The organism is Planotetraspora mira (assembly GCF_016863275.1).
Lineage (GTDB): Bacteria > Actinomycetota > Actinomycetes > Streptosporangiales > Streptosporangiaceae > Planotetraspora > Planotetraspora mira.
In genome coordinates, this window is record NZ_BOOO01000004.1 from 508,277 (window position 1) to 534,222 (window position 25,946).

Here is a 25,946-nt window from a genome sequence, read left to right on the forward strand (position 1 = left end):
ATAGGACTCCGCGCGGGAGCCGGTAATCGAAGGAGTCTCCGCGGAGAGATGTGGCATACGGACCCTTGTGATACATCTGATCTCATATGACCACTGAACGCTTCAGCGAGCACCGCGATCTCCTGACCGGCGTGGCCTACCGGATCCTCGGGAGCGCCGCCGACGCCGAGGACGTGGTCCAGGAGACCTGGCTGCGGTGGTCGGAGGTCGACTCGGCGGAGATCGGCAACGCGAAGGCGTACCTCGTCCGCACGACGACCAACCTCGCGATCGACAGGCTGCGCAAGGTCAAGTCGCGGCGGGAGACCTATGTCGGCCCGTGGCTGCCCGAACCGATCATCACGGCGCCGGACGTCGCGGAGCAGGCCGAAGTGGCCGACAGCGTGGAACTCGCCCTGCTGGTGGTCTTGGAGACGTTGTCCCCGCTCGAACGCGCGGTCTTCGTGCTGAGGGAGGCGTTCGGGTTCTCCCACGCCGAGATCGCCGAGATGATCGGCCGCGGCGAGCCCGCCGTACGGCAACTCGCGAGGCGGGCGCGTGACCACGTGCGCGAGCGGCGTCCGCGTTTCGACGTGGACCGGGCGCGGCGCAGACAGGTGACCGAGCGGTTCATCGGCGCGTGCACCGGTGGCGATCTCAACGGTCTCATGGCGATGCTGGCGGGCGAGGTCACGCTGGTCGGCGATGGCGGAGGCAAGGCCAGGGCGCCGCTGCGGGTCCTCGAGGGCTCCCGCAACGTCGCCGCCTTCCTGACCGCCATCGCGACCGAGGACGGCGTCATCCGTTTCCTCCAGTCGATCGGCGCCCCGCTCACCACGGACATCGGCATGGAGATCACCGATGTGAACGGCGCCCCGGGTGTGGTCCTGAGCGCGGACGGCCATGTGATCACGGTCATCTCCCTCGTGATCAGCGAAGGGCTGATCGAGACCGTCTACCTCATCGCCAACCCCGACAAGATCGCCCATCTGCCCGGCGGATCCTGAAGGACACCCGCCCGACCGCACCGGCGGCGCCCCTGATCGGTGCCGCCCGCCGGTGCGGGGCCCGGGATCAGCGTCTGGTCCTCGACGATCCGAGCAGGCGCTGGAGCAGGATGAACAGCAGCAGCAGGACGCCGATGGCGATCCGCGTCCACCACGAACTCAGCGTGCCCTGGAACCTCAGAATGGTCTGGATGGTCCCGAGCAGCATGACGCCCAGAGCGGTGCCGACCACGTAGCCGGAGCCGCCGGTGAGCAGGGTGCCGCCGATCACCACGGCGGCGATGGCGTCGAGTTCCGTCCCCACCTCGTGCAGCCCGCTCGCGGAGATCGTGTAGAAGGCGAACAGGAGGCCGCCGAGCGAGGAGCACAGGCCGCTGACCATGTAGGCGCCGATCCTGGTCCTGGCCACCGGCAGGCCCATCAGCAGCGCCGACTGCGCGTTGCCGCCGATGGCGTACACGGCCCGGCCGAAGCGCGTGTAGTGCAACGTCACGAACGCGACGGCGAGAACGGCGAGCCCGATGAGCACCGTCGGCGTGACGTTCGTCTCCTCCCCCAGCGGGATCCGCGTCTGCGCCCACTCGGTGAAGAACGGGTTGCTGATCGAGATCTGGTCGATGCTGATGACGAAGCACAGGCCGCGGGCGAGGAACATCCCGGCCAGTGTCGCGATGAACGGCTGGATCTCGAAATGGTGGATGACGTAGCCCATCCCGAACCCGAACCCGATTCCCACCAGGAGCACGAGCGGCAGCACGGCCGCCACCGGCCAGTGCCACTGTTCCAGTAAGAAGGCGCACAACATGGCCGACAGCGCCGCCACCGCGCCCACCGACAGGTCGATGCCGCCGGTGAGGATGACGAACGTCATCCCGATCGCGATGACGAGCAGGAAGCCGTTGTCGATGAACAGGTCGACCACGACCTGGCCGGACCCGAACCCCGGGTACACGATCGAACCGGCCGCGAACATCGCGACCAGCAGCCCGAACGTGACCAGGACGGCGGCGTGCTCCCGCCGGATCCGGACGGGGCCTCTCACACCGAGCGCGGTCATGCGTTCACCTCCACGTCCGCCGCGGCCGGCGAGGCCGGCGGAGGAGCCGCGGGCCTGGCCCGCCGGCGGAACACCTTCGCCCGGAAGGCCGGCGACTGGATCAGGCAGACGATCGCCACGACGACCGCCTTGAACACGAGCGTCACCTGCGGGGGGATGCCGGTGGTGTAGATCGTGGTGGACAGGGTCTGGATGACCAGCGCACCCAGCACGGTGCCCGCCAGGGTGAAGCGTCCCCCGGTCAGCGCCGTGCCGCCGATCACCACCGCGAGGATCGCGTCCAGTTCCATCCACAGCCCGGCGTTGTTTCCGTCGGCCGTGGCGATGTTCGAGCTGATCATGAGCCCGGCGATGCCCGCGCACAGCCCGCAGAAGGTGTAGGCCAGGACGATGAGCCGCCGCGAGCGGATTCCGACCAGGCGGGACGCCTCCGCGTTGCCGCCGATCGCCTCCAGCAACATGCCGAGTGCGGTCCGCCGTACGGCGAGGCCGGTGAGCGCCACCACCACGGCAACGACGATGACCGCGAACGGCAGCGTCAGCCAGTAGCCGCCGCCTATCAGCTTGTACGGCGGGCTGTTGACGTTGATGTTCTTCCCTGACGTGATCAGTTGGGCGACCCCTCGCCCGGCGACCATGAGGATCAGCGTCGCGATGATGGGCTGGATCCCGACGCGCGCCACGAACAGCCCGTTCCAGAACCCGAGCACCGCGGACAGCACCAGTGCGAGCGCGACGGCGACCAGCACCCCGGAGACCGCGCCCTGGTCCTCCTGCCCGCTGATGAGGTAGCAGGCGAGCGCTCCCGAGATCGCCACGACCGCGCCGACCGACAGGTCGATCCCGCCGGTGGCGATCACGACGGTCATCCCCAGCGCGACGAGCATGAGGGGCGAGCCGAGCAGCAGGATGTCGATCAGGCTGCCGTAGAGGTGACCGTTCCTCACCTGGATGGAGAAGAACCCCGGAGTGACGACCACGTTGGCCAGCAGCATGACGACCAGCACCGCGGCCGGCCAGAAGAGACGATGCCCGATGACCGCCTTCATGGTGTCGTCCCGTTCGCGATGATCTCCAGGATTCCCTCGGGCGTGACGGTGCCGGTGTTGCCGATCTCCGTGATCAGACGGCGGTCCCGCAGGACCTCGATCTTGTGACTGATTCGCAGGACCTCCTCCAGTTCCGCGGAGACGAACAGCACGGCGACGCCGTCCTCCGCCAGTGAGACGACGAGCTTTTGGATCTCCGCCTTGGCGCCGACGTCGATGCCACGGGTCGGCTCGTCGAGGATGAGCAGTTTCGGCTGGGTGATGAGCCAGCGGGCGAGCAGCACCTTCTGCTGGTTGCCGCCGCTGAGGTTCCGTGCCGGCATGTCCGGGTCGGCCGGGTTGATCCGGAGCGCGGAGATGTAGCGCCCGACCAGTTCCTGGCGGCGGGCCTGCGACAGCGGGCGCAGCCAGCCGTTGGCGGCCTGCAGCGCGAGCACGATGTTCTCACCGACGGTCAGATCCTCGATGAGGCCCTCGCTCTTGCGGTTCTCCGGGCAGAACGCGACACCGTGGTCGATCGCGGCGTTCGGCCCGCGCAGCGGCACGGGCTTGCCGCCGAGCGTGATCGTGCCGGAGTCGGCGACGTCCGCGCCGAACATGAGACGTGCCGCCTCCGTACGGCCCGAGCCGAGCAGCCCGGCGAGACCGACCACCTCTCCGGGATGGATCTCCAGGTCGAACGGCGCGATCGCGCCCCTGCGGCCGACGCCCTGGGCCTTCAGGATCGGCTCGGCCTGGACGCGGGCCGTCTCGTCGCGGACGTGCAGTTGCTCGAGCGTGCTCAGCGTCCGGCCGGTCATGTGGCCGACGAGGTCGATCCGGCTGAGCTCCGCCGTGCGGTACTCCCCGACCAGACGGCCGTTGCGCAGCACCGTCATCCGGTCGCTCACCTCGTAGACCTGCTCGAGGAAGTGCGAGACGAACAGGATCGCCACCCCGTCGTCGCGAAGCCTGCGCATGACCGTGAAAAGCTGCTCGACCTCGTCGCGGTCCAGGCTGGACGTGGGCTCGTCGAGGATCAGCACCTTGGCGGAGATGTCGACCGCGCGGACGATGGCCACGAGTTGCTGGATCGCCAGGGAGCACGTGCCGAGCCGCGCACCCGGGTCGACGTCGACGTGGAACCGGGTGAGCAGCTCGGCGGCCCGGCGGCGGATCTCACGCCAGCGGATCGCACCGGCCTTCGACGGCTCGCGGCCGATGAAGACGTTCTCCGCCACGGTCAGGTTGGGGCAGAGGTTCACCTCCTGGTAGACGGTGCTGATGCCGAGGGTCTGCGCGTGCTGCGGGCCGGTGACCGAAACCCGCTCACCGCCGAGCCGCACCTCCCCCGCGTCAGCGGCGTGCACTCCGGTCAGCACCTTGATGAGGGTGGACTTACCGGCCCCGTTCTCGCCCATGAGAGCGTGGATCTCTCCGGGGAACAGTTGGAAATCGACATCCGCCAGCGCCCGCACTCCCGGAAATCCCTTGCTGACGCCGATCATCTCCAGCACGGCTCCGGGCATGCTGGACTCCTCTCAGAGAGAAGGCGAGGGGCCCCGTCCCCTCGCATCTGGTCTCAGTGGTCGTATCTCAGTACTTGCGGTTCGGCAACGCCTCGGAGGCCTGTTGCTGGGTGAAGGTGGTCTCCTCCGTGATGATCCGCTTCTCCACCGGCTGGCCGGCCTTGATCTTCTTCACGATGTCCATGAGCTGGTCGCCGAGGAGCGGGCTGCACTCCGCGATGAAGTTGATCTTTCCGTCCGCCAGGGCCTGCATCCCGTCGTGGACCGCGTCGATCGTGACGATCTTGATGTCCACGCCCGGCTTCTTGCCGGCCTCCTCGATCGCCTGGATCGCGCCGATGCCCATGTCGTCGTTGTGCGCGAACAGCAGGTCGATCTTGGGGTTGGCCTTGAGGATCGCCGTCATGACCTCCTTGCCGTCCGCCCGGGTGAAGTCCCCGCTCTGCGAGGCGATCACCTTGAGGTTCGGGTTCGAGGCGATCTTGCTCTCGAAGCCCTTCTTGCGGTCGATCGCGGGCGCCGACCCGACCGTGCCCTCAAGCTGGACGATGTTCACCGGCGCGGTGGCGTCCTTGTACTCGTTGAGGGTCCAGTCTCCGATCGCCTCGCCCTCCTTGACGAAGTCCGAGCCGAGGAAGGACACGTACAGCGACGGGTCGGAGTCGACGGCCCTGTCGGTGAGGACGACCGGGATCTTGGCCGCCTGCGCCTCCTTGAGCACCGCGTCCCAGCCGGTGACGACGACCGGGGAGAACGCGATGACGTCGACCTTCTGCTGGATGTAGGACCGGATCGTGGCGATCTGGTTCTCCTGCTTCTGCTGCGCGTCGGAGAACTTCAGGTCGATCCCCGCGGTCTGCGCCGACTCCTTGATCGACTTGGTGTTCGCCTCTCGCCAGCCGCTCTCCGAGCCGACCTGCGAGAAGCCCAGCGTGATCTTCCCGTCGTCCCCGCCGGATCCGCCGGATCCACCGGATCCGCTTCCACAGGCGGCGAGGACGAATGCCATGGCGGCGCTGAGCAGCACTGCCGGCAGCTTCCTGTTCATTACTCTCTCCTTGCTTCTTCTCAGGGGGGTGGTGGAGGAGTACGTCCGTCCAGCCGCCCTCCGCGGGCTTCGCGCTCATGGAGGGCGGTGGATCGACTTGATCTAGCATTTGGTTGTGTTTGCGTTAACATTTGTGGCCGTGCGCATCCCTGAGCACGGACCACGTCTCACCCGGGGGGACGCACGCCCGCGCTCTCTCTGACGACGAGCTCGGGCTCGACCTTGAGCCTCCGCTCCCCCAGGACGCCGTCGATCCGGTCGAGCACGAGCTGGAAGGCCAGCCGGCCGACCGTGGCGAAGTCCTGGCGGACGGTGGTCAACGGCGGCCAGAAGTAGGCCGCCTCCGGGATGTCGTCGAAGCCGACCACGCTGACGTCCTCGGGAACCCTCAGCCCCGCCTCCCTCAGCGCTCTGAGCAGCCCCATGGCCATCTGGTCGTTGGCCACGAATATCGCGGTCAGGTCGTCCTCGGAGGCCAGGCGCCGGCCGAGTTCATGGCCCGAACGCGCGGACCAGTCCCCCGCCAGAGGCTCGCGGACCTCACGGCCCTCGGCCTCCAGCACCGACCTCCATCCGGCGACGCGTGCGCTGGCGTCCACCCAGTTGGCCGGGCCGGACAGATGCCACACCGTCCGGTGACCGAGGCTGAGGAGATGCCGGGTCGCCCGCGCGGCCCCCGCGTGCTGGTCGACCATCACGACGGGGAACGGGACTCCGTCGCCCGCGTCGACCGCGACCACGGGCAGGTCCGGCGGCAGGTGCCGGAGCCCGTCGGTCGCGGACTCGTGCGGAGCGACGATGATGACGCCGTCCACCGACTGGGAGGTGAGCCGTCCGACGCCCTCGGCGATGGATCTGCGGTTGAGCGCGTCCAGGCTCGCGATGCTGACCGAGTACTCGTTCTGCCTCGCCGCCCGCTCGATGGCGTACAACGTGGAGGCGGGTCCGTACTGGGTGGTGTCGAAGCTGACCACGCCCAGGACGCCGGACCTTCCGGTGACCAGGACCCGCGCCGCGGAGTTGGGCCGGTACCCCAGCTCCTGTACAGCGGCCAGGACACGTGCCCGGGTCTCGGGCCGCACCTTCTCCGGCGCGTTGAGCACCCGCGACACCGTCATCGCCGAGACGCCGGCGAGTTCGGCCACATCCTCCATCACGGCCACCTTCGGCCGATGGGGGACGTCGCCACGGTGCGGGGGAGTCGTCATGTGTTTCCCTTTCTTGGTTTCCCGAGTGTTTGCGATAACACTTATTCCCGTCAAGGGCACAATTTGATTAACCGTGCGACCTGGGGAACCCTTAATACGGTCCGGTCATAATCCGGCGAATCGCTTGGCAAGTTATCTGATAACGCAAACAGAAACCTTTTCGGCGGCGTGCTCCACGCCGCCGAAAGGCACCTTCGTCGTCGTCACCGCCGCCGGATCTGAACGCGGGCGAGCAGGCCGACCGTGGCCAGGAGCAGGACGCCGCCCGCGATCTGTCCGGGTGCCGGGCGCTCCCCCAGCGCGGCCACGCCGATGACGGCCGCGACCAGTGGCTCCAGGAGCACGACCACCGAGGCGGTCGTCGCGCCGACCCGGGTCAGGCCCGAGAAGAACAGCCCATAGGCCAGCGCGGTCGGCACCGCCCCGAGGTATGCCAGAACCGGCAGGTCCGCGTGCGAGGGCACCAGTCCCGACACCGCCGCCACGGGGATCAGGCACAGGGCGCCGGCGCAGAACCCTCCGACCGCCCGGCCGTACGGGTCGCCCGCCGACGCCTTCGCGAGCAGCGTCGTCGCCGCGTAGGCCGCGGCCGACAGCAGCGCCCAGGCCACCCCCGCAGGGGAGAAGGTCCCGCCTCCTCCGGTCATCAGGAGCAGCCCGGCCACGGACAGGCCGACGGCCGCCACCTCGGCCCGGCCCAGCGGCTCGCGCAGGAACGCCCGGCCGCCGAGGGCGACCAGCACGGGCGACGCGCCCATGGTGATCATCGTGGCGAGCGCGACGCCGGTCTCGTCGATCGCGGCGAAGTACGCCACCTGGCACACCGCCATCAGCGGACCGGCCATGGCGGCGTCCCGCCAGTCGGTCCGGCCCGACCGGGACCGGCGGCCGAGCCGGCGGACCGCGACGAGCAAGGCCGCGCCGATCGCGAACCTCCAGAAGGACACGGCCGCCGGGCCGAGGTCACCGGTGCGGGTGAGGAGTGCCCCCGCGGCGCCGCCGGTTCCCCAGGCGATCGCGGCGACGAGGACATGAAGGAAACCCTGCCGTACGGACAGGGTGTGAACGCGCGTCATCGTGACGTCTCTCTCGGATGAGTGGTCGATCAGGGCCCGGACGCGGGCGCAGACCACCGGCCGGGCCGTCGCCGGCCAGGCTCGTGAGAGGAGGTCCGCCCGCTAGGACGCGGGCGGCGGAGAGACGATCAATCGCATGCCGGGACTCTAACAGCCCGTGCGGTGAGGGAGATTCCGATATCGGCGGAGGGCGCCTACCCTTGCAGGGTGGTCGCCCGAGGCGAGGTCAGGTCGCCTCGGGCGGCCGCTCGTGCGAGGCGTCAGGCCCGCTGCGCGAGGAAGGTCAGGATCCGCCGCCAGGCGTCGGCCGAGGCGTCGGCGAACTCCTCGTTCCCCAACTCGAAGAACCCGTGCGGCGCTCCGGGATAGGTGACGAACTCATGGGCCACGCCGGCGTCCTCGAGCGCGTCGCCGAACGCGCCGACGACCGCCGGGGAGATGCCCTCGTCGCCGCCGCCGAACATGCCGAGGACCGGCGCGGCGAAGCCGGGGGCGAGCTGGGTCGGGCCCGCCGCCCCGAACAACTCGTCGGGATAGCCGTACAGCCCGATGGCGCCGGCCAGGCCGAACCGCTCCAGCGCGGTCGTGAACGCGAACCGGCCGCCCACGCAGAAGCCCAGCGACACGACGGCCTCGCACCCGCGCGAGCGGAGCCAGTCGGCGCCCGCGGTGAAATCGTCGTAGAGGCCGTCCCTGGTGAGCTTGCCGAGGTGGTCCATGAACGGGAAGCCGGGCCCCCGCTCGTCCAGCCGGGACGTCCGGGAGAAGTAGTCGATCGCGAGCGCCGCATGGCCCTGCTCGGCGAGGCGTACCGAAAGCTGCTCGTAGAACCCCGACAGACCGCGGTTGTCCGGGAGGACGAGAACTCCCACCCTGGACGCGCCGCCGGGCACCGCGTGGAAGGCGGCGACCTCGGTTCCGTCGGCCGAGGGCAGCGTGACGTGCCCCGAGGCGGTGACGGCGGTGGGTGACGCGGCCACAGGCGGCACGGCGTCTGCTTCGTAACACACAGGCGAATTCCCTTTCCTTGGGAGATACGCCGGTGATGCTACTCACGACAAAATGATTATTTTCCCATCATAACATTCGTAAATAAATTTACGGCTACATACAGATATATATCGGAATACACGGTACGGCGTGCGCCCGGACGCACGCCGTACCTCACCGTCGCCTAGACGACGCTCACGACCCCGTCCTCAAGGCCATCCATTCGAGCACGCCGGTCGAGAAGCCGGTTCTGGAGGTGATGCTCAGCCGAAGCCGGGTGGTGCTGACCGAGGAGAACGTCGTGACGTTGTAGGTGTTGCCCGCGGCGCCGCACGCCGACTGACCGGGCACCGCCACGTACGCGCTGCCGTTCCAGTACTGCACCTGGCAGGAGGCCGGCAGGTCGATGCCCTGGTTGTCGTCGAACCAGTAGGTCGCGACCCGGTTGACGTTCTGGGCGGTCGTCCAGCGGTACTCGAGCCACTCAGTGCCCTGGTGGTTCCAGTTCCCGTACGCCCCGTGGGAGTGGTCGGCCGAACTCGTGGGGACGAACCCGTCCTTGACCGCGTTCAGCGTCTCCCAGGTGGAGACGTACGACGTGGACGCCGTGGCGCTCGTCGCGAGGTTGACGCCGGACGGCTGCCCGCCACCGCCACCGCCGCCGCCGGTGGTCGTCTGGACGACCTTCTGCATGGTGCCGTCGGCGTTCCAGTACAGCTTGTCGAGCGTGACCGACCTGCGGAAGTTACCCCCTCCCGGGGCGTTCGCGTTGTGGTACACCATGTACCACTGGCCGTTGAACTCGATGATCGCCGGGTGGTTGGTGGTCGAGGTGACCTGGTCGAGGACCACGCCGCGCTGGGTCCACGGGCCGAGCGGGTTGCTCGCGGTGGCGTAGCGGATGCAGGCGTACCCGGGCGCGGAGCAGCCCGAGTCGTTGGCCGAGTAGGCCAGGTAGTAGACGCCGTTCCGCTTGAACATCCAGGGCGCCTCCCAGAAGTTCGTGACGCCCTGCGGGGTGATGACGGACCCGTTCAGCGAGATCATGTCGGAGTTGAGCTTGGCGGCCCGCACCCCGTTGTAGGAGCCCCAGTACATGTAGACCTGGCCGTCGTCGTCGGTGAAGACGGTCGGGTCGATGTTGAGCGGCGAGGAGTTCGGCGTGCTGTCGCTGATCAGCGGGCCGCCCTTGGCGTCGTGGAACGGGCCGAGCGGGGTGTCGCCGACCGCCACGCCGATGTCCATCCAGCCGGCGCCCCTGCCGTTGACCGGGACGTACCAGTAGTACTTGCCTCCGTGCGGCTCGACCTCGCCCGCCCAGGCGTCGCCGCCGGCCCAGGGGAAGTCCGCGAGGGACAGCTTTACCCCCTGGTCGGTGAAGGTGGTCGCGTCGGTCGAGGAGAAGACGTGCCAGTCGCGCATGACGAAGTTGGTGCCGCCGGTGGCCGCCTCGTCATGACCCGTGTAGAGGTAGAGGGTGTTCCCGACCACCAGTGCGGCGGGGTCGGCGGTGTAGGTCGACGTGGTGATCGGGGCGGCCCCGAACGCGGGGCCCGCGGCGAACAGGACCAGGCCGAGCGCGAGCACGGCGGCGCCGAGTCGTCTCATGTGGCGTCTCATCACAGTGCTCTGATTTCTGCGGCGGAAAGAGCGCGGCTGTAGAGGCGGAAGTCGTCGAGTTGGCCGTTCAGGTACGGGTCGGCGTACTGCGACCGGCCGAGGTAGTTGGCGGTGGTCGCGCCGAGCCCGCTGGGTCGCAGGGTGACGGCGGCGTTGCGGGCCACCTCCGCGCGGTTGACGTAGAGGATGCAGAGGTTGCCCGAGAGGGTGACGGCGACGTGCGTCCAGACGCCCGTGGGCAGGGCCGACGGCGCGTCCACGCGCTGCTCGGCGCCCGATCCCCCGGTGGTGATGGCGAAGCGGGCGGTGCCCGACCCGCTGCTCGGGGTGAGGAACATGTTGGCGGTCGCGCCGGTGCCGAAGTCGAAGATCCGCGACCAGGCGGACAGTGTGGTCAGGCGCACCCAGCACGCCACGGTGAAGTCGCCGACGCCGGACAGCACTCCGTTCGGCAGGCGGACGTATCCGTTGGAACCCGCGAGGTTGACCGCGTTGCCCGTACGGCCGGCCACCCAGGTGGTCCCGCCGGACAACGTGCCCGGGTTGCCGCTGCCCGAGGCGTCGGCAGCCGTCGTCCCGGTGGTCTCGTCGAATCGGTACCACGCGAGGAGAGGAGGCCGGGCGGCGGTCACCGACCAGTACACGGCGTAGTTCTGGTGGTGCGTCTTGTAGAAGGGCGCGAGCGTGACGTTGGCGCCGTTCGCGCGTGCGGTGAACTGCAGCGGCGTCGAGGTGGGCGCGATCGTCGCGGGGTCCAGCGTGGGCAGCGCGCTCAGCGTGGCCGAGCCGTACTGCCCGGCCAGCACGATCCCGCCGTACTTCACGGCCTGGACCTGCGCGTTGTCGGGGGTGCGCTCCAGCGTGATCGCCATCGGCAGGGTGACGTCGACGGTGTCGCCGGTGGCCCACGTGCGGTCGATGGTCAGGTAGGAGCCGGGTGTGGCCCCCGCCTGGACAGCGCCGTTGACCCGCACCTGGGCTCCGGAGGCCCAGGAGGGGATCCGGATCTTCAGGGCGATGTGGCCGCCGCCGGCGGTGATGGTCAGCCGGGTCGAGGCCTGCTCGGGGAAGGTCGTGTCCTGCCGTACGGAGATGCCGCGGGCGGCCCAGTTGAGCTGGGAGGCGATGAAGAGGTTGACGTACAGCGTCTCGCCGGAGAAGAAGTAGATCGTGTCGGCGTACTTGGTGTTGCTCTCCATCCCCGAGCCGTGGTCGCAGGTGAAGTCGTTGTAGTCGTTGCTGTAGGTCTTGTGGCCGCCCGCCCGCAGGGGCGTGTAGTAGGTGACGAAACCGTGCGCCGACTGCGGGTCCTGCTGGCCGAGCACCTGGTTGAACAGGGCCTTTTCGTAGTAGTCGAGGTAGTCGGCGCGGGTGGGGTCGGTGAAGAAGAGCTGACGGCCCAGCTTCAGCATGTTGTAGGTGTTGCAGACCTCACAGGTCGTGTCGCTGAGCTGCGAGGCGATGGCGTCGGGCTGCTGGAAGTACTCGCCGTTGCTGTTGCCGCCGATGACGTAGCTGTGGCGCGCGAGGACGATGTCCCAGAAGTAGGTCGCGATGTCGCGGTACCGCTGGGTCCCGGTGGCGTGGTACTCGCGGATCGCCCCGATGATCTTCGGGATCTGCGTGTTGGCGTGCTTGCCCGCGAGCTGGTCCTGCCGGTTCGCCAGCGGGTTGAGGATCACCGCGTGGTCGAACCGCTGCGCGGTGGTGAGGACGGCGGCGTCCCCGGTGGCCTGGTAGAGGTTCGCCAGCACCTCCGGCATCCCGCCGAACTCGGTCTGCAGGCTGGCCTGCATCTGCGCGGTCGTGAGCCGGGCGGTGCGGGTGTTCACCCAGGCCGCCATCCGCTGCACGACGGTGAGCGCCTGGGCGTTGCCCGCCAGGAGGTACTGGTCGAGCAGCCCGGCCATGATCTTGTGGATCGTGTAGTACGGCGCCCACACCGACTGGCCGCTCTCCAGCCGGTCGAAGAAGCTCTCCGGGAAGGCCGACAGATAGCCGTTGGCCTTCTGGCATTTCGCGAGTTCGGCGACGAGGTAGTCGCCCTTGGTCTTGTGCGCCGCCGTGCCGGTGTTGGCGTAGGACTGGGCGAGGGCCGTCAGCAGGTGGCCGGTGGAGTGCCCGCGCAACTCGGTCGTCGGCGACTCCCATCCGCCACAGGGGGTGGCGGAGGAGGCGAGGCCGGCGTTGAGCCGGAACGTGTGCAGCAGCCGGTCGGCGTCGACGAAGGACAGATAGCTCGCGGTGCGGCCCATGTTGCTTCTGAACGGGCCGTCGAGCAGGGTGACCTGGGACAACGGGAACGGGAACACCGATACCCCGAAGTCGGTCCTGGCGGCGGCGTTCGCGGTGGCCGGCACGATTCCGGCGGCGATCAGGCCGGCCACCGTTCCGCCCGCCACCTTGATGAAGTCACGACGGTCGAAGGTCATGGATCACCTCTCCACTCCTTATCAACCTAACGCTTGCTTGCGTTAGCGTTAACAACTGTAGGCCTGGGCACTCCTTGCGATTCCGCTCGCGGCACACCCACGGAGCGTGTTTCAGTGAGGTTTCCCCGAGTGTTTGCGGTAACAGCAACCTCGTCAAGACCCACTTTTCCGCTAATACGGGGAAAGGCTCTGACCAGGGAATATGCCAGCCCTAAAAGGAGGTGGAGTGGTGATGGAGAATGTGTTTGCGATAACACTCTTTAACATGCCTTCGGTACGGCCCGCACTCCGCTGTAGCGGTGCGGGCCGTACCGAAGGAACCGACGCGGCGACACCCCCAGTCGCGGATTTCACCGCGGCCCGGGGAGGCGCGTCTGGGGTGGGGGAGGCCGTGATCGCCGGCCCTCGCCCCGGAAGGTGGTCCCGTGAGGCTTGCGCCGCCCCCGCGGTGGCGCACGCCTCTCTGTTGGGATCACTCGATGGCTGACTCCATGGTCAGGCGGCCACCTGGAGGGACGCGTCCTGCTCGTCGTGGGACGGCGACCTGTCCGGGGTGGCCCTGTGCGCGCCGCGCCTGCCCCCGCGTGGTCCGCGGTACTCGTCCTCGACGGTCCGGTCGGCGCCCGCGTACCAGCCGGTGACGACCTGCCCGGCCACGACCGCGAACAGCAGCACGAACGGCACCGTCCACCCGCCGCTCACCTGGTGCAGCACGCCGAACGCCAGCGGTCCCGCACCCGCGATGAGGTATCCGGTGCTCTGCCCGAACGCGGACAGCGCGCTGGTGGCCTCGGGTGTGCGGGTGCGCAGGGCGAGCATCGACAACGCCAGCGGGAAGGTGCCCATCGCGACGGCCACGACGAGCGACCACACCCAGAGGGCGTGGCCCGTCATCAGGCCCGCGAACCCCACCGCGTAGAGGACGGCGAATCCGACGACGAGGAAGCGCTGGTCACGCAGGCGCGTCGCCAGCGAGGGCACGACCATGGAGATCGGGATGCCCAGGCCGGTGAAGACGGCCAGGACGGTTCCCGCCTGACCCGAGGTGTACCCGTTGTCCCGAAGGATCTCGGGGAGCCAGCCGAACATCACATACGCGATGAGCGACTGGGATCCGAAGTAACCGGCGATGGCCCAGGCCAGCTTGGTGCGGACGAGATCGCCGGATCCCGTGTGCGCGAGGGTGCGGGACCGCTCCGGCTCATTGCGCGACAGCGCAAGCCACGGAATGGCGGCGACAGCGGCCAAGGCCGCCCACACTCCCAGCGCGATGTGCCAGTTGCCGTCGGCTGCCCGCTGGATGGGCACGGTCGCCGCTGCGGCGACCATCGTTCCGACCGCGAGAGCCGTCGAGTAGACGGTCGTCATGGCACCCGCACGGCGGGGGAAATGTTGCTTGATGAGGGTCGGGATCACGACGTTGCCGATCGCGCCGCCGGACAGCGCCACCACGCTCGCGGCCAGGAACACCGGGGTGCTCCCCACTAGGGCGCGTACGGCCAGGCCGACGCCGAGCAGGGCGAGCGCGACCAGGAGCAACCGGCGCTCCCCCATGACGCGGGACAGCGCGGGCGTGACGGCTCCGAACACGGCGAACGACAACACCGGCAGCGTCGTGAGCAGGCCGGTCGCCACGCCCGACATGCCGAGACTCGCGCTGACCTGGTCGAGCACCGGCCCCACGCTGGTCACGGCCGTCCGCAGGTTGAGCGCCGCCAGGGCGATTCCCGCTGCGATCAGCCAGGCCATCGACCTGTTGCCTTGTCTGTGTGCGGCGACGGCACTCATGCCGGTGTCCACTCCTGTTCGATCGGGTTGTCCAGTCATCCCATGTTTCGACAACCGTACCAACGAGGATATTCCAGGCGGTGAGCGGGTCCCCCGGGATCGTCAGGCGGCGGGACGGCGGCGCAGCAGCCAGACCAGGCCGAGCACCGGCAACAGGAGCGGCACGAACCCGTAGCCGCTGCCGTAGCCGGACCACACGGTCGCGTCGGGGAAGGCCTGGGAGTCCGCGAGGCTCAGCGTTCCGACGATCAGGACTCCGGCCAGCTCGATCGAGCACGCGGCCAGCGCCACACGGCGGTTGTTCCTGGCCAGTGCCACCGTGAGCACGATGTAGACGACGGCCGCGAAGGCCGACAGCAGATAGGCGAGCGGCGCCTCGGCGAATTTCGTGGCGATCTGGACGCCGGCCCGCGAGGTCGCGGCGAGGGCGAACACCCCATAGACCGCCACGAGCAGGCGCCCCGGCCCGGACCTGACCTGCGGCTCACCCTGGGTCATGCGGCCCCGTTCCAGATCTGCATCAGCCTGCCGGTCATGACGGCGACGGTGAATCCGGCCACCGCGATGACGCCGGGCCCCCAGCGGGTGCGCTCGGCCATCCCCCACCAGACGGCGGCCGGCGGGATGACGAGCGTTCCGGCCAGATAGCCGATGAAGGTCGCCTTCTCTCGGACGTGCGCGAGCCCGGCCAGGGCGATGCCCGCCTGGACCAGCAGCGCCACTTCGAGCAGGGCGAGGGCCCCCAGCAGGACCACGCCCATGGTCCGGTCACGGACGGCCGTGACGATTGCGGCCAGGGCGAGGAGCAGCGCGGCGGCGATGATCCAGCCCGAATAGGCGGCCGTCATCGCGCGCCGAATGCCGGGAACGTCGGGGACATGGCCAGTAGATTATCGGCCCGGCCCCGCCGTCCGTGACACAGGGTGAGGGACCGGCGGAGCACTTCTATGACCTGCGCGTCTCCTGGAGCAGGAGGTCGACGGCGTCCTGCGGGCGGCCGTCCCGGGCATGGGCGCCGCGCTGGCGCGAGGCTGAGCTGCCCCTGCGCAGCGCCTCGTCGGCGAGCTCGGACACGACCTCCCAGTCCCCCAGCTCCTCCAGCGTCGGCCGGAGGTCGTCGAGCAGCCAGGTGATCAGCTTGGGGGCGCTCATCGGCCGGCTGTTCAGCGGCGACAGCAGGTCGCCTTCGAGACCCGAGCGCGCCGCCCGCCAGTTGGCGGCCCGCAGGAGCGCGACGCGCTCCTCGCCCGCCGGGGGCACGCCCTTCACCACGGCCTCGCTCTCCCTCACCACCAGCGCCCGGAACAGTCCCCCGAGCAGCACCACGTCGTCCACCAGGGGACACGAGTCGCAGACCCGCAACTCGACCGTCGGCACGTGGGCACTGAGCCGGATGTCGAAGTAGACCATGCCGGTGTCCTCGATGACGCCGGAGGCGACCAGGTCCTCCGCGGCCCTGTCGTACTCGGCGGCGCTGCCGAACGGCCCGACGGGACCGGCCGTCGGCCACCGCTGCCAGGCCAGTGCACGGCTGCTGGCGTACCCGCTGTCGGCGTCCTGCCAGTACGGCGAGCTCGCGCTCAGCGCCAGCAGCGCGGGAAGCCACGGCTCCACCCGCTGGACGGCGAGCACGGCCACGTCCCGGTCATCGATCTCCACATGGACCTGGGCTCCGCAGATCAGTTGCTCCTGGGCGAGGAACTGGTAGGAGTCGGACAGGTACTGGTACCGCCGGCCCGGCGAGATGGTGAAACCGTCCACTCCGGCCAGCGGAGTCGTCCCCGACGCGATGATGCCGACCCCCAGCGGCTCGGCGGCCGCCGTGAGCGCCCCGCGGAGCCGTACGAGCTCGGCCCGCACGTCCATCAGGTCCTCGCACGGCGTGCTGTTGGTCTCCACGACCGAGCGCTGCAACTCGGCGGCGAACCCCTCCCCGGGCAGCCGGTCGAGCATCGCCTGCGCCAGCGGGGTCAACTGCCGCGACTCCAGGTCGACGACAAGGAACTCCTCTTCCACACCCACCGGTCTTCTCAGCGTCATGCCAGCTCACTACCCACGTCACGCGGAATACCCTTGACGCGATCTTGAACCCGTCCTACGATCTGGGCAATTTTGTTAGTAACCCTTATTAACAAAGTTCAGGAGGATTTGTGCGCCCCCGGACCCTGCTCCGATCACTCGCCGCGCTCGCCCTGACATTCGCCGGCCTGACAGCCTTGCCCGCCGCCGCCGCCTCACAGGCGGCCACCCAGCCGATCGCCCTTCCCGGCTACAAGATCCAGTCGTCGTCGGTGACCCCGGACTCCGGCGCGACGATCTCCTCGCCGGGATACGCCGCCCCGGGCTGGTACGCCGCCGGACCCCGCTCGACCGTCTTCGCCGCCCTGGTCGCCGACGGCGTCTACCCCAACCCCTTCTACTCCACCAACATGAAGAACGTGCCGGCGTCGGACTTCACCGTGCCCTGGTGGTACCGCTCGGACTTCACGCTCGGACCCGAGACCGGGCTGAGCACGTTCCTGGACTTCACCGGGCTGATCTCGGGCGGCGACGTCTGGGTGAACGGAACCCAGGTGGCCACCGGGCTCGCCGGGGCATACACGCGCAACGAGATCGACGTGACCTCGCTGGTGCACCCCGGGACCAACTCGGTCGCCTTCAAGGTCAACCCGAACGACCCGAACAAACAGCTGACGCTCGGCTGGATCGACTGGGTGCAGAACCCGCCCGACCGGAACATGGGCATCTTCCGCGACGTCCTCGTGCGGCGCAGTGCCTCGGTCGCCCTGCGGAACGCCCACGTCGTGACCTCACTCAACAGCGCGCTGAACCGCGCCGACCTGACGGTCAAGGTCGATGCGCGCAACGACTCCGCCTCCCCGGTCACCGCCACGATCGCCGGCACGGCCGGCTCGCGGAGATTCCGCCAGGCCGTGTCGCTCGCCGCCCACGAGACGAAGACGGTGTCCTTCCCGCTCACCGTCACCCACCCCCGGGTCTGGTGGCCGTACGGCATGGGCGGCCAGCCGCTCTACGACCTCAACGTGACCTCCACGGTGAACGGCGCCGTGACGGACTCCTCATCGTCGACGTACGGCATCCGCTCGGTGACCTCGTCTCTCGACGCGAGTGGCCACCGCCTCTACAAGATCAACGGCCGCCCGATCCTGATCCGCGGCGGCGGCTGGTCCTCGGACATCTTCCTGCGCTGGGACGCCACGTACGTCCAGGACAAGCTGAAGTACGTCCGTGACATGGGCCTGAACACGATCCGGCTGGAGGGCCACCTGGAGTCGGACGAGCTGTTCGACATGGCCGACCGGATGGGCATCCTCGTGATGGCCGGCTGGGAGTGTTGCGACAAGTGGGAGGGCCAGACCAACGGCGGCGAATCTGGCGACCCGTGGACCGCGGCCGACTATCCGATCGCCAAGGCCTCCATGGCCGCGGAGGCGGCGCGGCTGCGCGACCACCCGAGCGTGTTCACCTTCCTCATCGGCAGCGACTTCGCGCCGAACGCCACGCAGGAAGCCGACTACCTCAGTGCGCTGAACGCGGCCGACTGGAAGACGCCCGTCGTCGCGGCGGCCTCGGACAACTCCTCACCCCAGCTGGGCGACTCCGGCATGAAGATGGAGGGGCCCTACGACTGGATCCCGCCGAACTACTGGTATGACAAGCGGCTCGGCGGAGCCTCGGGCTTCGCGTCCGAGGTCAGCGCAGGGCCTGACATCCCCACGGTCGACTCGCTGAAGCGGATGCTCTCCCCCGACGAGCAGAACACGCTCTGGCAGAACCTGAACGCCGCCCAGTACCACCGCTCTCCGTCGAGAACCTTCGACGACCTCACCCTGTTCAACAACGCCCTCGTGGGCCGGTACGGCGCGCCCACCGGCCTTGACGACTACGTGCGCAAGGCCCAGCTCGCCCAGTACGAGAACGTGCGCGCCCAGTTCGAAGCGTTCGGGCGCAACTTCACCGACGCGTCCGACCCCTCGACCGGCGTCATCTACTGGATGCTCAACAGCGGCTGGAGCTCGCTGCACTGGCAGTTGTTCGACACCTACCTCGACCAGGGCGGCGCCTACTGGGGGACCAAGAAGGCCACGGCGCCGCTCCACGTGCAGTACTCCTACGACGACAAGTCCGTGGTCGTCGTCAACTCGACCCACACGCCCGCCGCGGGGCTGACCGTGAAGACCGACGTCTTCGCCCTCGACGGCACGAACAAGTACAGCAACACCGCGAAGGTCACCGCACCCGCCGACGGCGGCCGGGCCACCGCGGTCACCATCCCCTCGATCAGCGGCCTCCCCTCCACCTACCTGTTGCGGCTGACGCTGAGCAACAAGTCCGGCGAGATCGACCGGAACGTCTACTGGTTGTCGACCGCGAACGACACGCTCGACTACGACGACAGCGACTGGTACTACACGCCAACCACGTCGTACGCGGACCTCAAGGGCCTGACGGGCATGGCGCAGGCACCGATCTCGGTCACCGCCACGTCGGCGTCGGCGGGCACCGCGACGGTCACGGTGAAGAACACAGGCACGGGGAAGGTCCCCGTGTTCTACCTCGACGCCCACGTGGTCGACGCGTCCGGGACCCCGGTCCTGCCCGCCCAGTGGTCGGACAACGCGATCAGCCTCTGGCCGGGTGAGTCGAAGACGCTCACCGTCACCTACCGGGGCTCCGCCGCGGGCGTCCGCGTCACCGGGTGGAACACCTCGACACAGACGGTGACGTTCGGCGGGACGGGCCCGTCCTCGTCGAAGGTCTACCAGGCGGAGGACGCGCGGTTGTCGAAGGCCGGGGTGTCCACCGACGACACCGGGTACACCGGCTCAGGCTTCGTCGACTACGACAACAGGGCCAAGAGCTACGTGGAGTGGACCGTCGACGCCGCCGCGGCGGGACCCACGCCGCTCACCATCCGGTACGCCAACGGGACCACGGCGAACCGCCCGATGGACATCTCCGTCAACGGCAAAGTGGTGGCCTCGAAGGTCGCCTTCAACGGCACCGGCGGCTGGGACACCTGGGCAGACCGGGTGGTCACGGCGAATCTCAGGGCCGGGACGAACACGGTGAGGGCCACCGCGACGTCAGGCCACGGCGGGCCGAACGTCGACAAGATCACCGTCGGCTGAGGGACGGGCGTCCGGCAGGGCGCGCGTGAGACGCTGGACCCGTGCGGATCAGGCTGCTGGGACCTCTGGAGGTCCTCGACGACACCGGCCGGACCGTCGACATCCCGGGAACACGTCTGCGCGCCCTGCTGGCCCGGCTCGCGCTGGATCCCGGCCGGGCGATCTCCGGTGCGGAGCTCGTCGAGGCCGTCTGGGACGGCCGGCCACCGGCGGGTGGGGCGAACGCCCTGCAGACACTGGTGTCGCGGCTGCGGCGCGTCCTTCCCGCCGAGGGCCTCCTGGAGTTGCTGCCCACGGGTTACCGGCTGACCGTGCCCGCCGAAGACGTCGACGTCCCGGTGTTCGAACGGCTGGCCGCCGATGGGCGGGCGTGCCGCGACGCCGGTGACCTGACGGCCGCCGGCGACCTGTTCGACCAGGCGTTACGGCTCTGGCGGGGCGGACCGCTCCCCGATCTGGCCTCGACCGGTTTCGGCGCGGCCGCCTCCGTCCGCCTCGGCGAGCTCCGGCTGCGGATCGTCGAGGACCGCGCCGAGGTGGATTTGGCGACCGGCGGGGACCCGGCCGACCTGGCGACCGAGCTCGCAGAGCTGGCCGCGGCCCACCCTCTGCGGGAACGGCTGAGCGCGCTGCGCATGCGTGCGCTCGCGGCCGCGGGCCGGCCCTCCGAGGCGCTCCTGGTGTTCGAGGAGCTGCGCGGGGTGCTGGCCGACGAGCTGGGCGCCGACCCCTCCCCCGCCGTCCGTGAGGTGCACACCGCGATCCTGCGGGGAACCCCGGCGCCTGCCGTGCCGCTGGGCGCATCCGAGGGCGCGCACGGCCGTGCCGTACGGCCGGGCTCCCGGGCACCGCGCGGCGCCGGTCGGCGCGGCGATCGGCGCGGCAATCTCCGCGCGCCGGTGACGAGCTTCGTGGGGCGCGAGGACGACGTGACCCGGGTCGGCGACCTCCTCGGCCAGGCCCGGCTGCTGACGCTGGTCGGGCCGGGCGGCGCGGGCAAGACCCGGCTCGCGGAGGAGATCGCCGCGACACTTGCTGCCCAGTACGCCGACGGCGTGTGGTCCATCGAGCTCGCCGACGTCCGCGACCCGGAATGGCTGCCCGCCGCGGTGTCGCGCGTGCTCGGACTGACCGGCCTGCGCGGCGGGACCGGAGACGGGACCGACGCCGGAGCCGGCGCGGGATCCGACGACAGGACCGACGGCGCGGTGGCCCGGCTCTCCGCGCGCATCGGCGACCGGAACGCGCTCCTGGTGCTGGACAACTGCGAGCACCTCATCGACGCGTGCGCCCGCCTGGCCGACCGCGTCCTCGCCGGCTGCCCCGGCGTCCGGATCATCGCGACGAGCCGGGAGCCGCTCGGCATCTCCGGCGAGTTCCTCCATCCGGTCGGGCCGCTCCGGCTGCCGCCGGAGGACGTGGAGCTCGCCGACGCCGCCGGCTATCCGGCGGTGCGGTTGTTCCTCGACCGAGCCGCTGCCGTACGCCCGGGATTCACGCTCACTCCTGGCGACCTGCCCCACGTCCTCGACATCTGCCGCCGCCTCGACGGGCTGCCGCTGGCCATCGAGCTGGCCTGCACCCGCCTGCGGTCACTGAGCGCCGCCGAGATCGCCACCCGGCTCTCCGACCGGTTCCGGCTGCTCACCGGGGGCAGCCGTACGGCACTGCCGCGCCATCAGACCCTGCTGGCCGTGGTCGAGTGGAGCTGGCGGCTCCTGACGGAGGCCGAGCGCACCGTGGCCGGTGGGCTGGCGGTCTTCACCGGTGGCGCGACGCTGGACGCGGCCCAGGCCGTATGCGCGGGAGGCGGCGGTGCGGACGAGATCGCCGAGGCGGTCGCCGCGCTGGTCGACAAGTCGCTCGTGGAGATGGTCGAGACCCCCGGCCTGCCGTCGCGGTATCGGATGCTCGACACCATCGCCGCCTTCACGGCCGGGAGGCTCGCGGACTCTGGCGGGGCGGATCGGTCGCGGCGGGCGCACGCCGCGTTCTTCCTGACGCGGGCCGAGGCCGCGGAGCCCGGCCTGCGGGCCGGAGCACAACTGGAGCACCTGGCCTGGTTCGATCGGGAGTACGGCAACCTCACCGCCGCCCTGCGCTGGGCCGTGGACAGCGGCGACGAACAGACCGCGGTCCGGCTGGCCGCCGCGCTCGGGTGGTTCTGGACATTGCGCGACGCCCACGACGACGCGGCCGGATGGCTACGCCGCGTGCTGGACCCGCCGGGCGTGCGCACCGCCGCCCCCAGCCCGATCCTGGCCACCGTGTACGCGTACGACGCCCTGTATCAGACCGGCGGCGATCCCGCCCGGAGCGCCTCTTCGGCGGCCACGGCGCGTGAGCTCGCCGGCGACGACGAACAGCTGTGGCATCCCGCCGTCGCCTTCATGGTCATGATCCTGGGCGAGCTCCACGGCGGGGCCCTCGACGCGCGCCTGACTGCGCATCCCGACGACTGGATCTCGGCTCAGGCCGAGTTGCTGGCCGGGTACGCCGCGCAGAACGACGGCCGCCTCGACGCGGCCGGAACGCACTACGAGACCGCGCACGCGAGGTTCACCGCGACCGGCGACAGGTGGGGCATCGCCTCGGCCGCGACCATCCTGGCCGGCTTCCACGGCATGTCCGGCAGGCACGCCGCGGCCATCGAGGCCGCCGGCGAGGCACTGCGCCTGGCACGAGCCATGGGTGCGTCGTCCGACGCCGCCTGGATGGAGGCGCAACGCGGCATCCACCGGCTGCGGGCCGGGCAGGTCGCGGCCGCTCTCGATGATCTGACGAACGCCGAACGTGCCGGGCTGGCCGGCCGGTTCACCGCCGTGGTCGCCACGGCGCGGATCGGGCTGGCCACCGCCGCCCGCGCCTCCGGAGATCACACCGGTGCGAGGGAGTCGCTCGCCCAGGTGATCGCGGACCTGCGTGGGGAGAGATGGCTGGAGACCCAGGTGCGCGTCCTGGCCCTGGTCGAGCTGAGCCGGATCGCGATCCTGTCGGGAGAATTCGGGGAGGCACGGGCCCACCTGCGTGATGCCGCCGGAAACCTCGATGCGGGCGGGGTGGCGCGTTCCGGGGCGTCCGGAGTGGCCGAGGCGATGGCCGACGTGGCCCTGGCCGAGCATCGCCCCGGCGCCGCGGCCACGTCGCTCGGCCTCGCCGCGGCCCTGCGCGGCGCCCCCGACCGCGGCAACCCCGACGTCCTCGACAGCGAACGGCGGGCCCGCGCCGAGCTCGGTGAGGCCTTCGACGACGAGTACGCGGCCGCGGCCTCACTCGACGCCGACGCCGCCCTGAACCGGCTCCGTGAATCCGTGTCCGCCGGCTAGCACCGGCGCCGGCCGGCCCTTCGCCGACGCCGACGCCGACGCCATCCGAGCCTTCCCGACGATCAGCCCCGGCGCCGGTAGGCGAGCACGGCCAACGGCGCGAAGACCACCACGATGCCCGCCGACCAGGCGAGCGATGACGGCACCGATCCGGCCCCGGGCAGGCCGAGCGTCAGGGACCGCACCGCGTCCGACACCTGGGTGACCGGGTTGATCCTCACCCACACCTGCAGCCAGCCGGGCAGCTTCGCGGTCGGGACGAAGACGTTGCTCCCGAAGGTGAGCGGGAAGATCAGGACCATGCTGAGCGCCTGGACGGTCTCCGCGGTCCTCGCCACCACGCCGATCAGCACGCCGATCCAGCAGGTGGCGAGCGCGAAGGCCATCATCAGCCCGGCCGCGCCCACCGCCGCCGCCACGCCACCGCCGAACCGGAAGCCCAGCGCCGCCCCGATCGCGAACACCAGCACGACGGACAGCGCGTACTTGACCGAGTCGCCGAGGATGTGCCCGATCAGGGGCGCCGAGCGGGCGATGGGCAGGCTGCGGAACCGGTCGTAGACCCCGTCGCGCAGATCGGTGTTGAGCGCGAGCGCGCTGCCGAGCGAGGCGAACATCAGCGCCTGGATCGCGATGCCCGGGATCACGAATCGCAGGTAGGCATGCCAGTCACCCGAGACCGCGTTGCCGAACAGGAAGACGAACGTCAGGACGAAAGTGAGCGGCATCAGCAGGATGTCCAGCAGCTGATCCGGGGTGTGCCGGAACTTCACGATGGTGCGCCACGCCAGCGTCACACTGTGGCGGGCCGTCCGCATGGGGTTCATCGTGCGGCCTCCACCGGAGCGTCGTGCCCGGTCAGAGCCAGGAAGACCTCGTCCAGGCTGGCCAGCCGCACGCCGATCTCGGCCACCTCGATCCCCGCGGTCTCCAGCCGGGCCGCCACCGCGGCGAGCACCGCGCCGGCTCGGCTGCCGAGCGGCAGCGCCGCCGAGACCAGACCCCCCTCTCGGTCCCGTACGGCCGTCGCCCCGGTGACATCGGCCACGATCTCCTCGACGTCACCGGCTCGGTCGCGCTCGACCGGCCGCAGCTCGATCGTCTGCCGCCCCACCTTCGCCTTCAGCTGCGCCGGTGTGCCGGTCTCCACGACCCGGCCGTGGTCGATCACCGAAATCCCCTGCGACAACTGGTCGGCCTCTTCGAGGTACTGCGTGGTCAGCAGCACCGTCGTGCCGCCGGCCGCCAGGCCGCGCACGAGGTCCCACACGTCCCCCCGGGACCGGGGGTCCAGCCCCGTCGTCGGCTCGTCGAGGAACAACACCGCCGGGGTCCCGACCAGGCTCGCGGCGACGTCCAGCCGGCGGCGCATGCCTCCCGAATACGTCCTGACCAGGCGGCCACCCGCCTCCGCCAGCCCGAAGCGCTCGAGCAACTCGCCCGCCCGCTCCCGCGCCCGCCGGCCGGGAAGCTCAAGCAGACGGGCGACGAGCAGCAGGTTCTCGAACCCGGTCAGCGCCTCGTCCACGGCCGCGAACTGGCCCGTCAGCCCGATCAGGGCGCGCACCCGCTCGGGCCGCCGCAGCACGTCGACGCCGCAGATCGACGCGTGACCCGCGTCCGGGCGCAGCAGTGTCGACAGGATGCGGATCACCGTGGTCTTGCCGGCGCCGTTCGGCCCCAGCAGGCCCCACACGCTTCCGGGCGGGACCGCCAGATCGAGGCCGGCCAGTGCCGTCGTCTCGCCGTAGCGCTTGACCAGGCCCTCGGTCTCGATCGCGTTCGACCGCGCGGAAGCCGGCCGTACCGAATTCGATGGTGGAGAAGTCATGCGCCCACGATCACGGCGCCCGCTGGCACGGCTCGCACACGGCGCTGGCACGGCCCGCACACGACACCGGCGGGACGGCTCGCGGCTACGGCTGCGGCATCGACCCGGGACAGCTCAGTGGAGCGGCTCGGGAGCGCTCACCACACCGGCGCGGAGCACCGATGTGGTCCGCGCCAGTGTGATCCCCAGCGGTGTGGCGCGATCAGGCGTCGGCGGTGGCGGCCGGACTGTCGTCGCTGATCACAGGCTCGGGCAGGGTGCCCGCGTTGTGCTCCAGGAGACGCCAGCCCTTACGGCCCTGCTCCAGGACGGACCACGCGCAGTTGCCGAGGCCGCCCACGGCCGGCCACAACTCCTGCGGCAGGCCCATCAGCCGGACGATGCCCAGGCGGAGGGCCGCGCCGTGCGATGCCACGACCAGCAGGCCGTCGTCACCGGTCTTCGCGGACCACCGGAGGATCGCCTCCGCGACGCGCTCGGCCACGTCGGTCACGAGCTCGCCGCCGGGTGCCTCCCACGCCTCGAACTCGGCGGGCCACCCGGCCTTGATCTCCTCCCGGGTGAGGCCCTCCCACTCTCCGCCACCACGTTCCCGCAGGTCCTTGTCGACCACGACCTCGAGACCGCTGACGCGTCCGAGGGCGGAGGCGGTGTCGTACGCCCGGCGCAGGTCGGACGAGACGATCATCGTGGGCTGTAGCGCCGCGAGCAGGGACGCCGCCCGGGCCGCCTGAGCGACACCGGTTTCATCGAGGGCGATGTCGGTGTGCCCCTGGAAGCGCCTCTCGACGTTCCACACGGTCTGGCCGTGACGGAGGCAGACGATCCGGCGGCTCACTCCGCCCCCTTGTACCGCTGCGTCACTGAATACCGC

General features: G+C 70.1%; 19 protein-coding genes. 3 read left to right on the forward strand and 16 right to left on the reverse strand.

The window, feature by feature from the left end; translation table 11 throughout:
• Window positions 1–86: 86 nt before the first annotated feature.
• The gene (locus Pmi06nite_RS05860; RefSeq protein WP_203951768.1) at window positions 87–986 is read left to right on the forward strand and encodes an RNA polymerase sigma-70 factor; all 900 of its coding nucleotides are present in this window, start codon (window positions 87–89) and stop codon (window positions 984–986) included.
• Window positions 987–1,053: 67 nt separating this feature from the next.
• On the opposite strand, the gene yjfF is transcribed toward Pmi06nite_RS05860, so the two are convergent.
• The 13 genes from yjfF to Pmi06nite_RS05925 form a co-directional block, all read right to left on the reverse strand.
• Window positions 1,054–2,043: a galactofuranose ABC transporter, permease protein YjfF gene (gene yjfF / locus Pmi06nite_RS05865; RefSeq protein ID WP_203951769.1), complete on the reverse strand. Its 990-nt coding sequence runs from the start codon at window positions 2,041–2,043 to the stop codon at window positions 1,054–1,056.
• Entirely contained in the window at window positions 2,040–3,092 is a 1,053-nt protein-coding gene (locus tag Pmi06nite_RS05870) for an ABC transporter permease (protein ID WP_203951770.1), read from the reverse strand. Before Pmi06nite_RS05870 ends, yjfF begins: the two co-directional genes overlap by 4 nt.
• Entirely contained in the window at window positions 3,089–4,600 is a 1,512-nt protein-coding gene (locus Pmi06nite_RS05875; protein ID WP_239113686.1) for a sugar ABC transporter ATP-binding protein, read from the reverse strand. Before Pmi06nite_RS05875 ends, Pmi06nite_RS05870 begins: the two co-directional genes overlap by 4 nt.
• A 67-nt stretch (window positions 4,601–4,667) precedes the next feature.
• The gene (locus tag Pmi06nite_RS05880; protein WP_203951771.1) at window positions 4,668–5,648 is read right to left on the reverse strand and encodes an ABC transporter substrate-binding protein; all 981 of its coding nucleotides are present in this window, start codon (window positions 5,646–5,648) and stop codon (window positions 4,668–4,670) included.
• Between the two features lie 167 nt (window positions 5,649–5,815).
• Complete coding sequence (locus Pmi06nite_RS05885) at window positions 5,816–6,856, reverse strand: LacI family DNA-binding transcriptional regulator (RefSeq protein WP_203951772.1); 1,041 nt, start codon at window positions 6,854–6,856, stop codon at window positions 5,816–5,818.
• A 203-nt stretch (window positions 6,857–7,059) separates the two neighbouring features.
• Window positions 7,060–7,932 carry a DMT family transporter gene (locus tag Pmi06nite_RS05890; RefSeq protein ID WP_203951773.1) on the reverse strand — a complete coding sequence of 291 codons (873 nt, stop codon included), beginning with the start codon at window positions 7,930–7,932 and terminating at the stop codon, window positions 7,060–7,062.
• 260 nt (window positions 7,933–8,192) lie between these two features.
• A complete protein-coding gene (locus Pmi06nite_RS05895; RefSeq protein WP_239113687.1) occupies window positions 8,193–8,942 on the reverse strand; it encodes a dienelactone hydrolase family protein in 750 nt (249 codons plus the stop codon).
• 175 nt (window positions 8,943–9,117) lie between these two features.
• A complete protein-coding gene (locus Pmi06nite_RS05900; RefSeq protein WP_203951774.1) occupies window positions 9,118–10,530 on the reverse strand; it encodes a glycoside hydrolase family 43 protein in 1,413 nt (470 codons plus the stop codon).
• Between the two features lie 11 nt (window positions 10,531–10,541).
• Window positions 10,542–12,974, reverse strand: coding sequence for a glycoside hydrolase family 127 protein (locus tag Pmi06nite_RS05905; RefSeq protein WP_203951775.1), 2,433 nt, complete (start codon window positions 12,972–12,974; stop codon window positions 10,542–10,544).
• 495 nt (window positions 12,975–13,469) lie between these two features.
• Window positions 13,470–14,762, reverse strand: a complete 1,293-nt coding sequence (locus tag Pmi06nite_RS05910; RefSeq protein ID WP_203951776.1) for a CynX/NimT family MFS transporter — start codon at window positions 14,760–14,762, stop codon at window positions 13,470–13,472.
• A gap of 102 nt (window positions 14,763–14,864) precedes the next feature.
• A complete protein-coding gene (locus Pmi06nite_RS05915; RefSeq protein ID WP_203951777.1) occupies window positions 14,865–15,260 on the reverse strand; it encodes a hypothetical protein in 396 nt (131 codons plus the stop codon).
• Window positions 15,257–15,610 carry a hypothetical protein gene (locus Pmi06nite_RS05920; protein WP_203951778.1) on the reverse strand — a complete coding sequence of 118 codons (354 nt, stop codon included), beginning with the start codon at window positions 15,608–15,610 and terminating at the stop codon, window positions 15,257–15,259. The genes Pmi06nite_RS05915 and Pmi06nite_RS05920 overlap by 4 nt, the downstream gene beginning before the upstream one ends.
• A 97-nt stretch (window positions 15,611–15,707) precedes the next feature.
• Window positions 15,708–16,802, reverse strand: a complete 1,095-nt coding sequence (locus Pmi06nite_RS05925; protein ID WP_239113688.1) for a carboxylate-amine ligase — start codon at window positions 16,800–16,802, stop codon at window positions 15,708–15,710.
• Window positions 16,803–16,912: 110 nt separating this feature from the next.
• On the opposite strand from Pmi06nite_RS05925, the gene Pmi06nite_RS05930 reads away from it, so the two are divergent.
• Both Pmi06nite_RS05930 and Pmi06nite_RS05935 read left to right on the forward strand, forming a co-directional pair.
• Window positions 16,913–19,915: a glycosyl hydrolase 2 galactose-binding domain-containing protein gene (locus tag Pmi06nite_RS05930; protein WP_203951779.1), complete on the forward strand. Its 3,003-nt coding sequence runs from the start codon at window positions 16,913–16,915 to the stop codon at window positions 19,913–19,915.
• Window positions 19,916–19,956: 41 nt separating this feature from the next.
• A complete protein-coding gene (locus Pmi06nite_RS05935) occupies window positions 19,957–23,241 on the forward strand; it encodes an AfsR/SARP family transcriptional regulator (protein WP_203951780.1) in 3,285 nt (1,094 codons plus the stop codon).
• Between the two features lie 62 nt (window positions 23,242–23,303).
• Here the strand turns inward: Pmi06nite_RS05935 and Pmi06nite_RS05940 are convergent, their stop codons facing one another.
• From Pmi06nite_RS05940 to Pmi06nite_RS05950, 3 genes are all read right to left on the reverse strand, one after another.
• Window positions 23,304–24,068, reverse strand: a complete 765-nt coding sequence (locus Pmi06nite_RS05940; protein ID WP_203951781.1) for an ABC transporter permease — start codon at window positions 24,066–24,068, stop codon at window positions 23,304–23,306.
• Complete coding sequence (locus tag Pmi06nite_RS05945; protein WP_203951782.1) at window positions 24,065–25,072, reverse strand: ATP-binding cassette domain-containing protein; 1,008 nt, start codon at window positions 25,070–25,072, stop codon at window positions 24,065–24,067. The genes Pmi06nite_RS05940 and Pmi06nite_RS05945 overlap by 4 nt, the downstream gene beginning before the upstream one ends.
• Before the next feature lie 202 nt (window positions 25,073–25,274).
• Window positions 25,275–25,910, reverse strand: a complete 636-nt coding sequence (locus Pmi06nite_RS05950; protein ID WP_239113689.1) for a histidine phosphatase family protein — start codon at window positions 25,908–25,910, stop codon at window positions 25,275–25,277.
• Window positions 25,911–25,946: the final 36 nt, after the last annotated feature.

Excerpts from the sequence above, each read along its gene's own strand:
- Pmi06nite_RS05860 (WP_203951768.1), top strand. The coding sequence starts at position 87 with ATGACCACTGAACGCTTCAGCGAGCACCGCGATCTCCTGACCGGCGTG.
- yjfF (WP_203951769.1), bottom strand. The coding sequence starts at position 2,043 with ATGACCGCGCTCGGTGTGAGAGGCCCCGTCCGGATCCGGCGGGAGCAC.
- Pmi06nite_RS05870 (WP_203951770.1), bottom strand. The coding sequence starts at position 3,092 with ATGAAGGCGGTCATCGGGCATCGTCTCTTCTGGCCGGCCGCGGTGCTG.
- Pmi06nite_RS05875 (WP_239113686.1), bottom strand. The coding sequence starts at position 4,600 with ATGCCCGGAGCCGTGCTGGAGATGATCGGCGTCAGCAAGGGATTTCCG.
- Pmi06nite_RS05880 (WP_203951771.1), bottom strand. The coding sequence starts at position 5,648 with ATGAACAGGAAGCTGCCGGCAGTGCTGCTCAGCGCCGCCATGGCATTC.
- Pmi06nite_RS05885 (WP_203951772.1), bottom strand. The coding sequence starts at position 6,856 with ATGACGACTCCCCCGCACCGTGGCGACGTCCCCCATCGGCCGAAGGTG.
- Pmi06nite_RS05890 (WP_203951773.1), bottom strand. The coding sequence starts at position 7,932 with ATGACGCGCGTTCACACCCTGTCCGTACGGCAGGGTTTCCTTCATGTC.
- Pmi06nite_RS05900 (WP_203951774.1), bottom strand. The coding sequence starts at position 10,530 with ATGAGACGACTCGGCGCCGCCGTGCTCGCGCTCGGCCTGGTCCTGTTC.
- Pmi06nite_RS05905 (WP_203951775.1), bottom strand. The coding sequence starts at position 12,974 with ATGACCTTCGACCGTCGTGACTTCATCAAGGTGGCGGGCGGAACGGTG.
- Pmi06nite_RS05910 (WP_203951776.1), bottom strand. The coding sequence starts at position 14,762 with ATGAGTGCCGTCGCCGCACACAGACAAGGCAACAGGTCGATGGCCTGG.
- Pmi06nite_RS05915 (WP_203951777.1), bottom strand. The coding sequence starts at position 15,260 with ATGACCCAGGGTGAGCCGCAGGTCAGGTCCGGGCCGGGGCGCCTGCTC.
- Pmi06nite_RS05920 (WP_203951778.1), bottom strand. The coding sequence starts at position 15,610 with ATGACGGCCGCCTATTCGGGCTGGATCATCGCCGCCGCGCTGCTCCTC.
- Pmi06nite_RS05925 (WP_239113688.1), bottom strand. The coding sequence starts at position 16,802 with ATGACGCTGAGAAGACCGGTGGGTGTGGAAGAGGAGTTCCTTGTCGTC.
- Pmi06nite_RS05940 (WP_203951781.1), bottom strand. The coding sequence starts at position 24,068 with ATGAACCCCATGCGGACGGCCCGCCACAGTGTGACGCTGGCGTGGCGC.
- Pmi06nite_RS05945 (WP_203951782.1), bottom strand. The coding sequence starts at position 25,072 with ATGACTTCTCCACCATCGAATTCGGTACGGCCGGCTTCCGCGCGGTCG.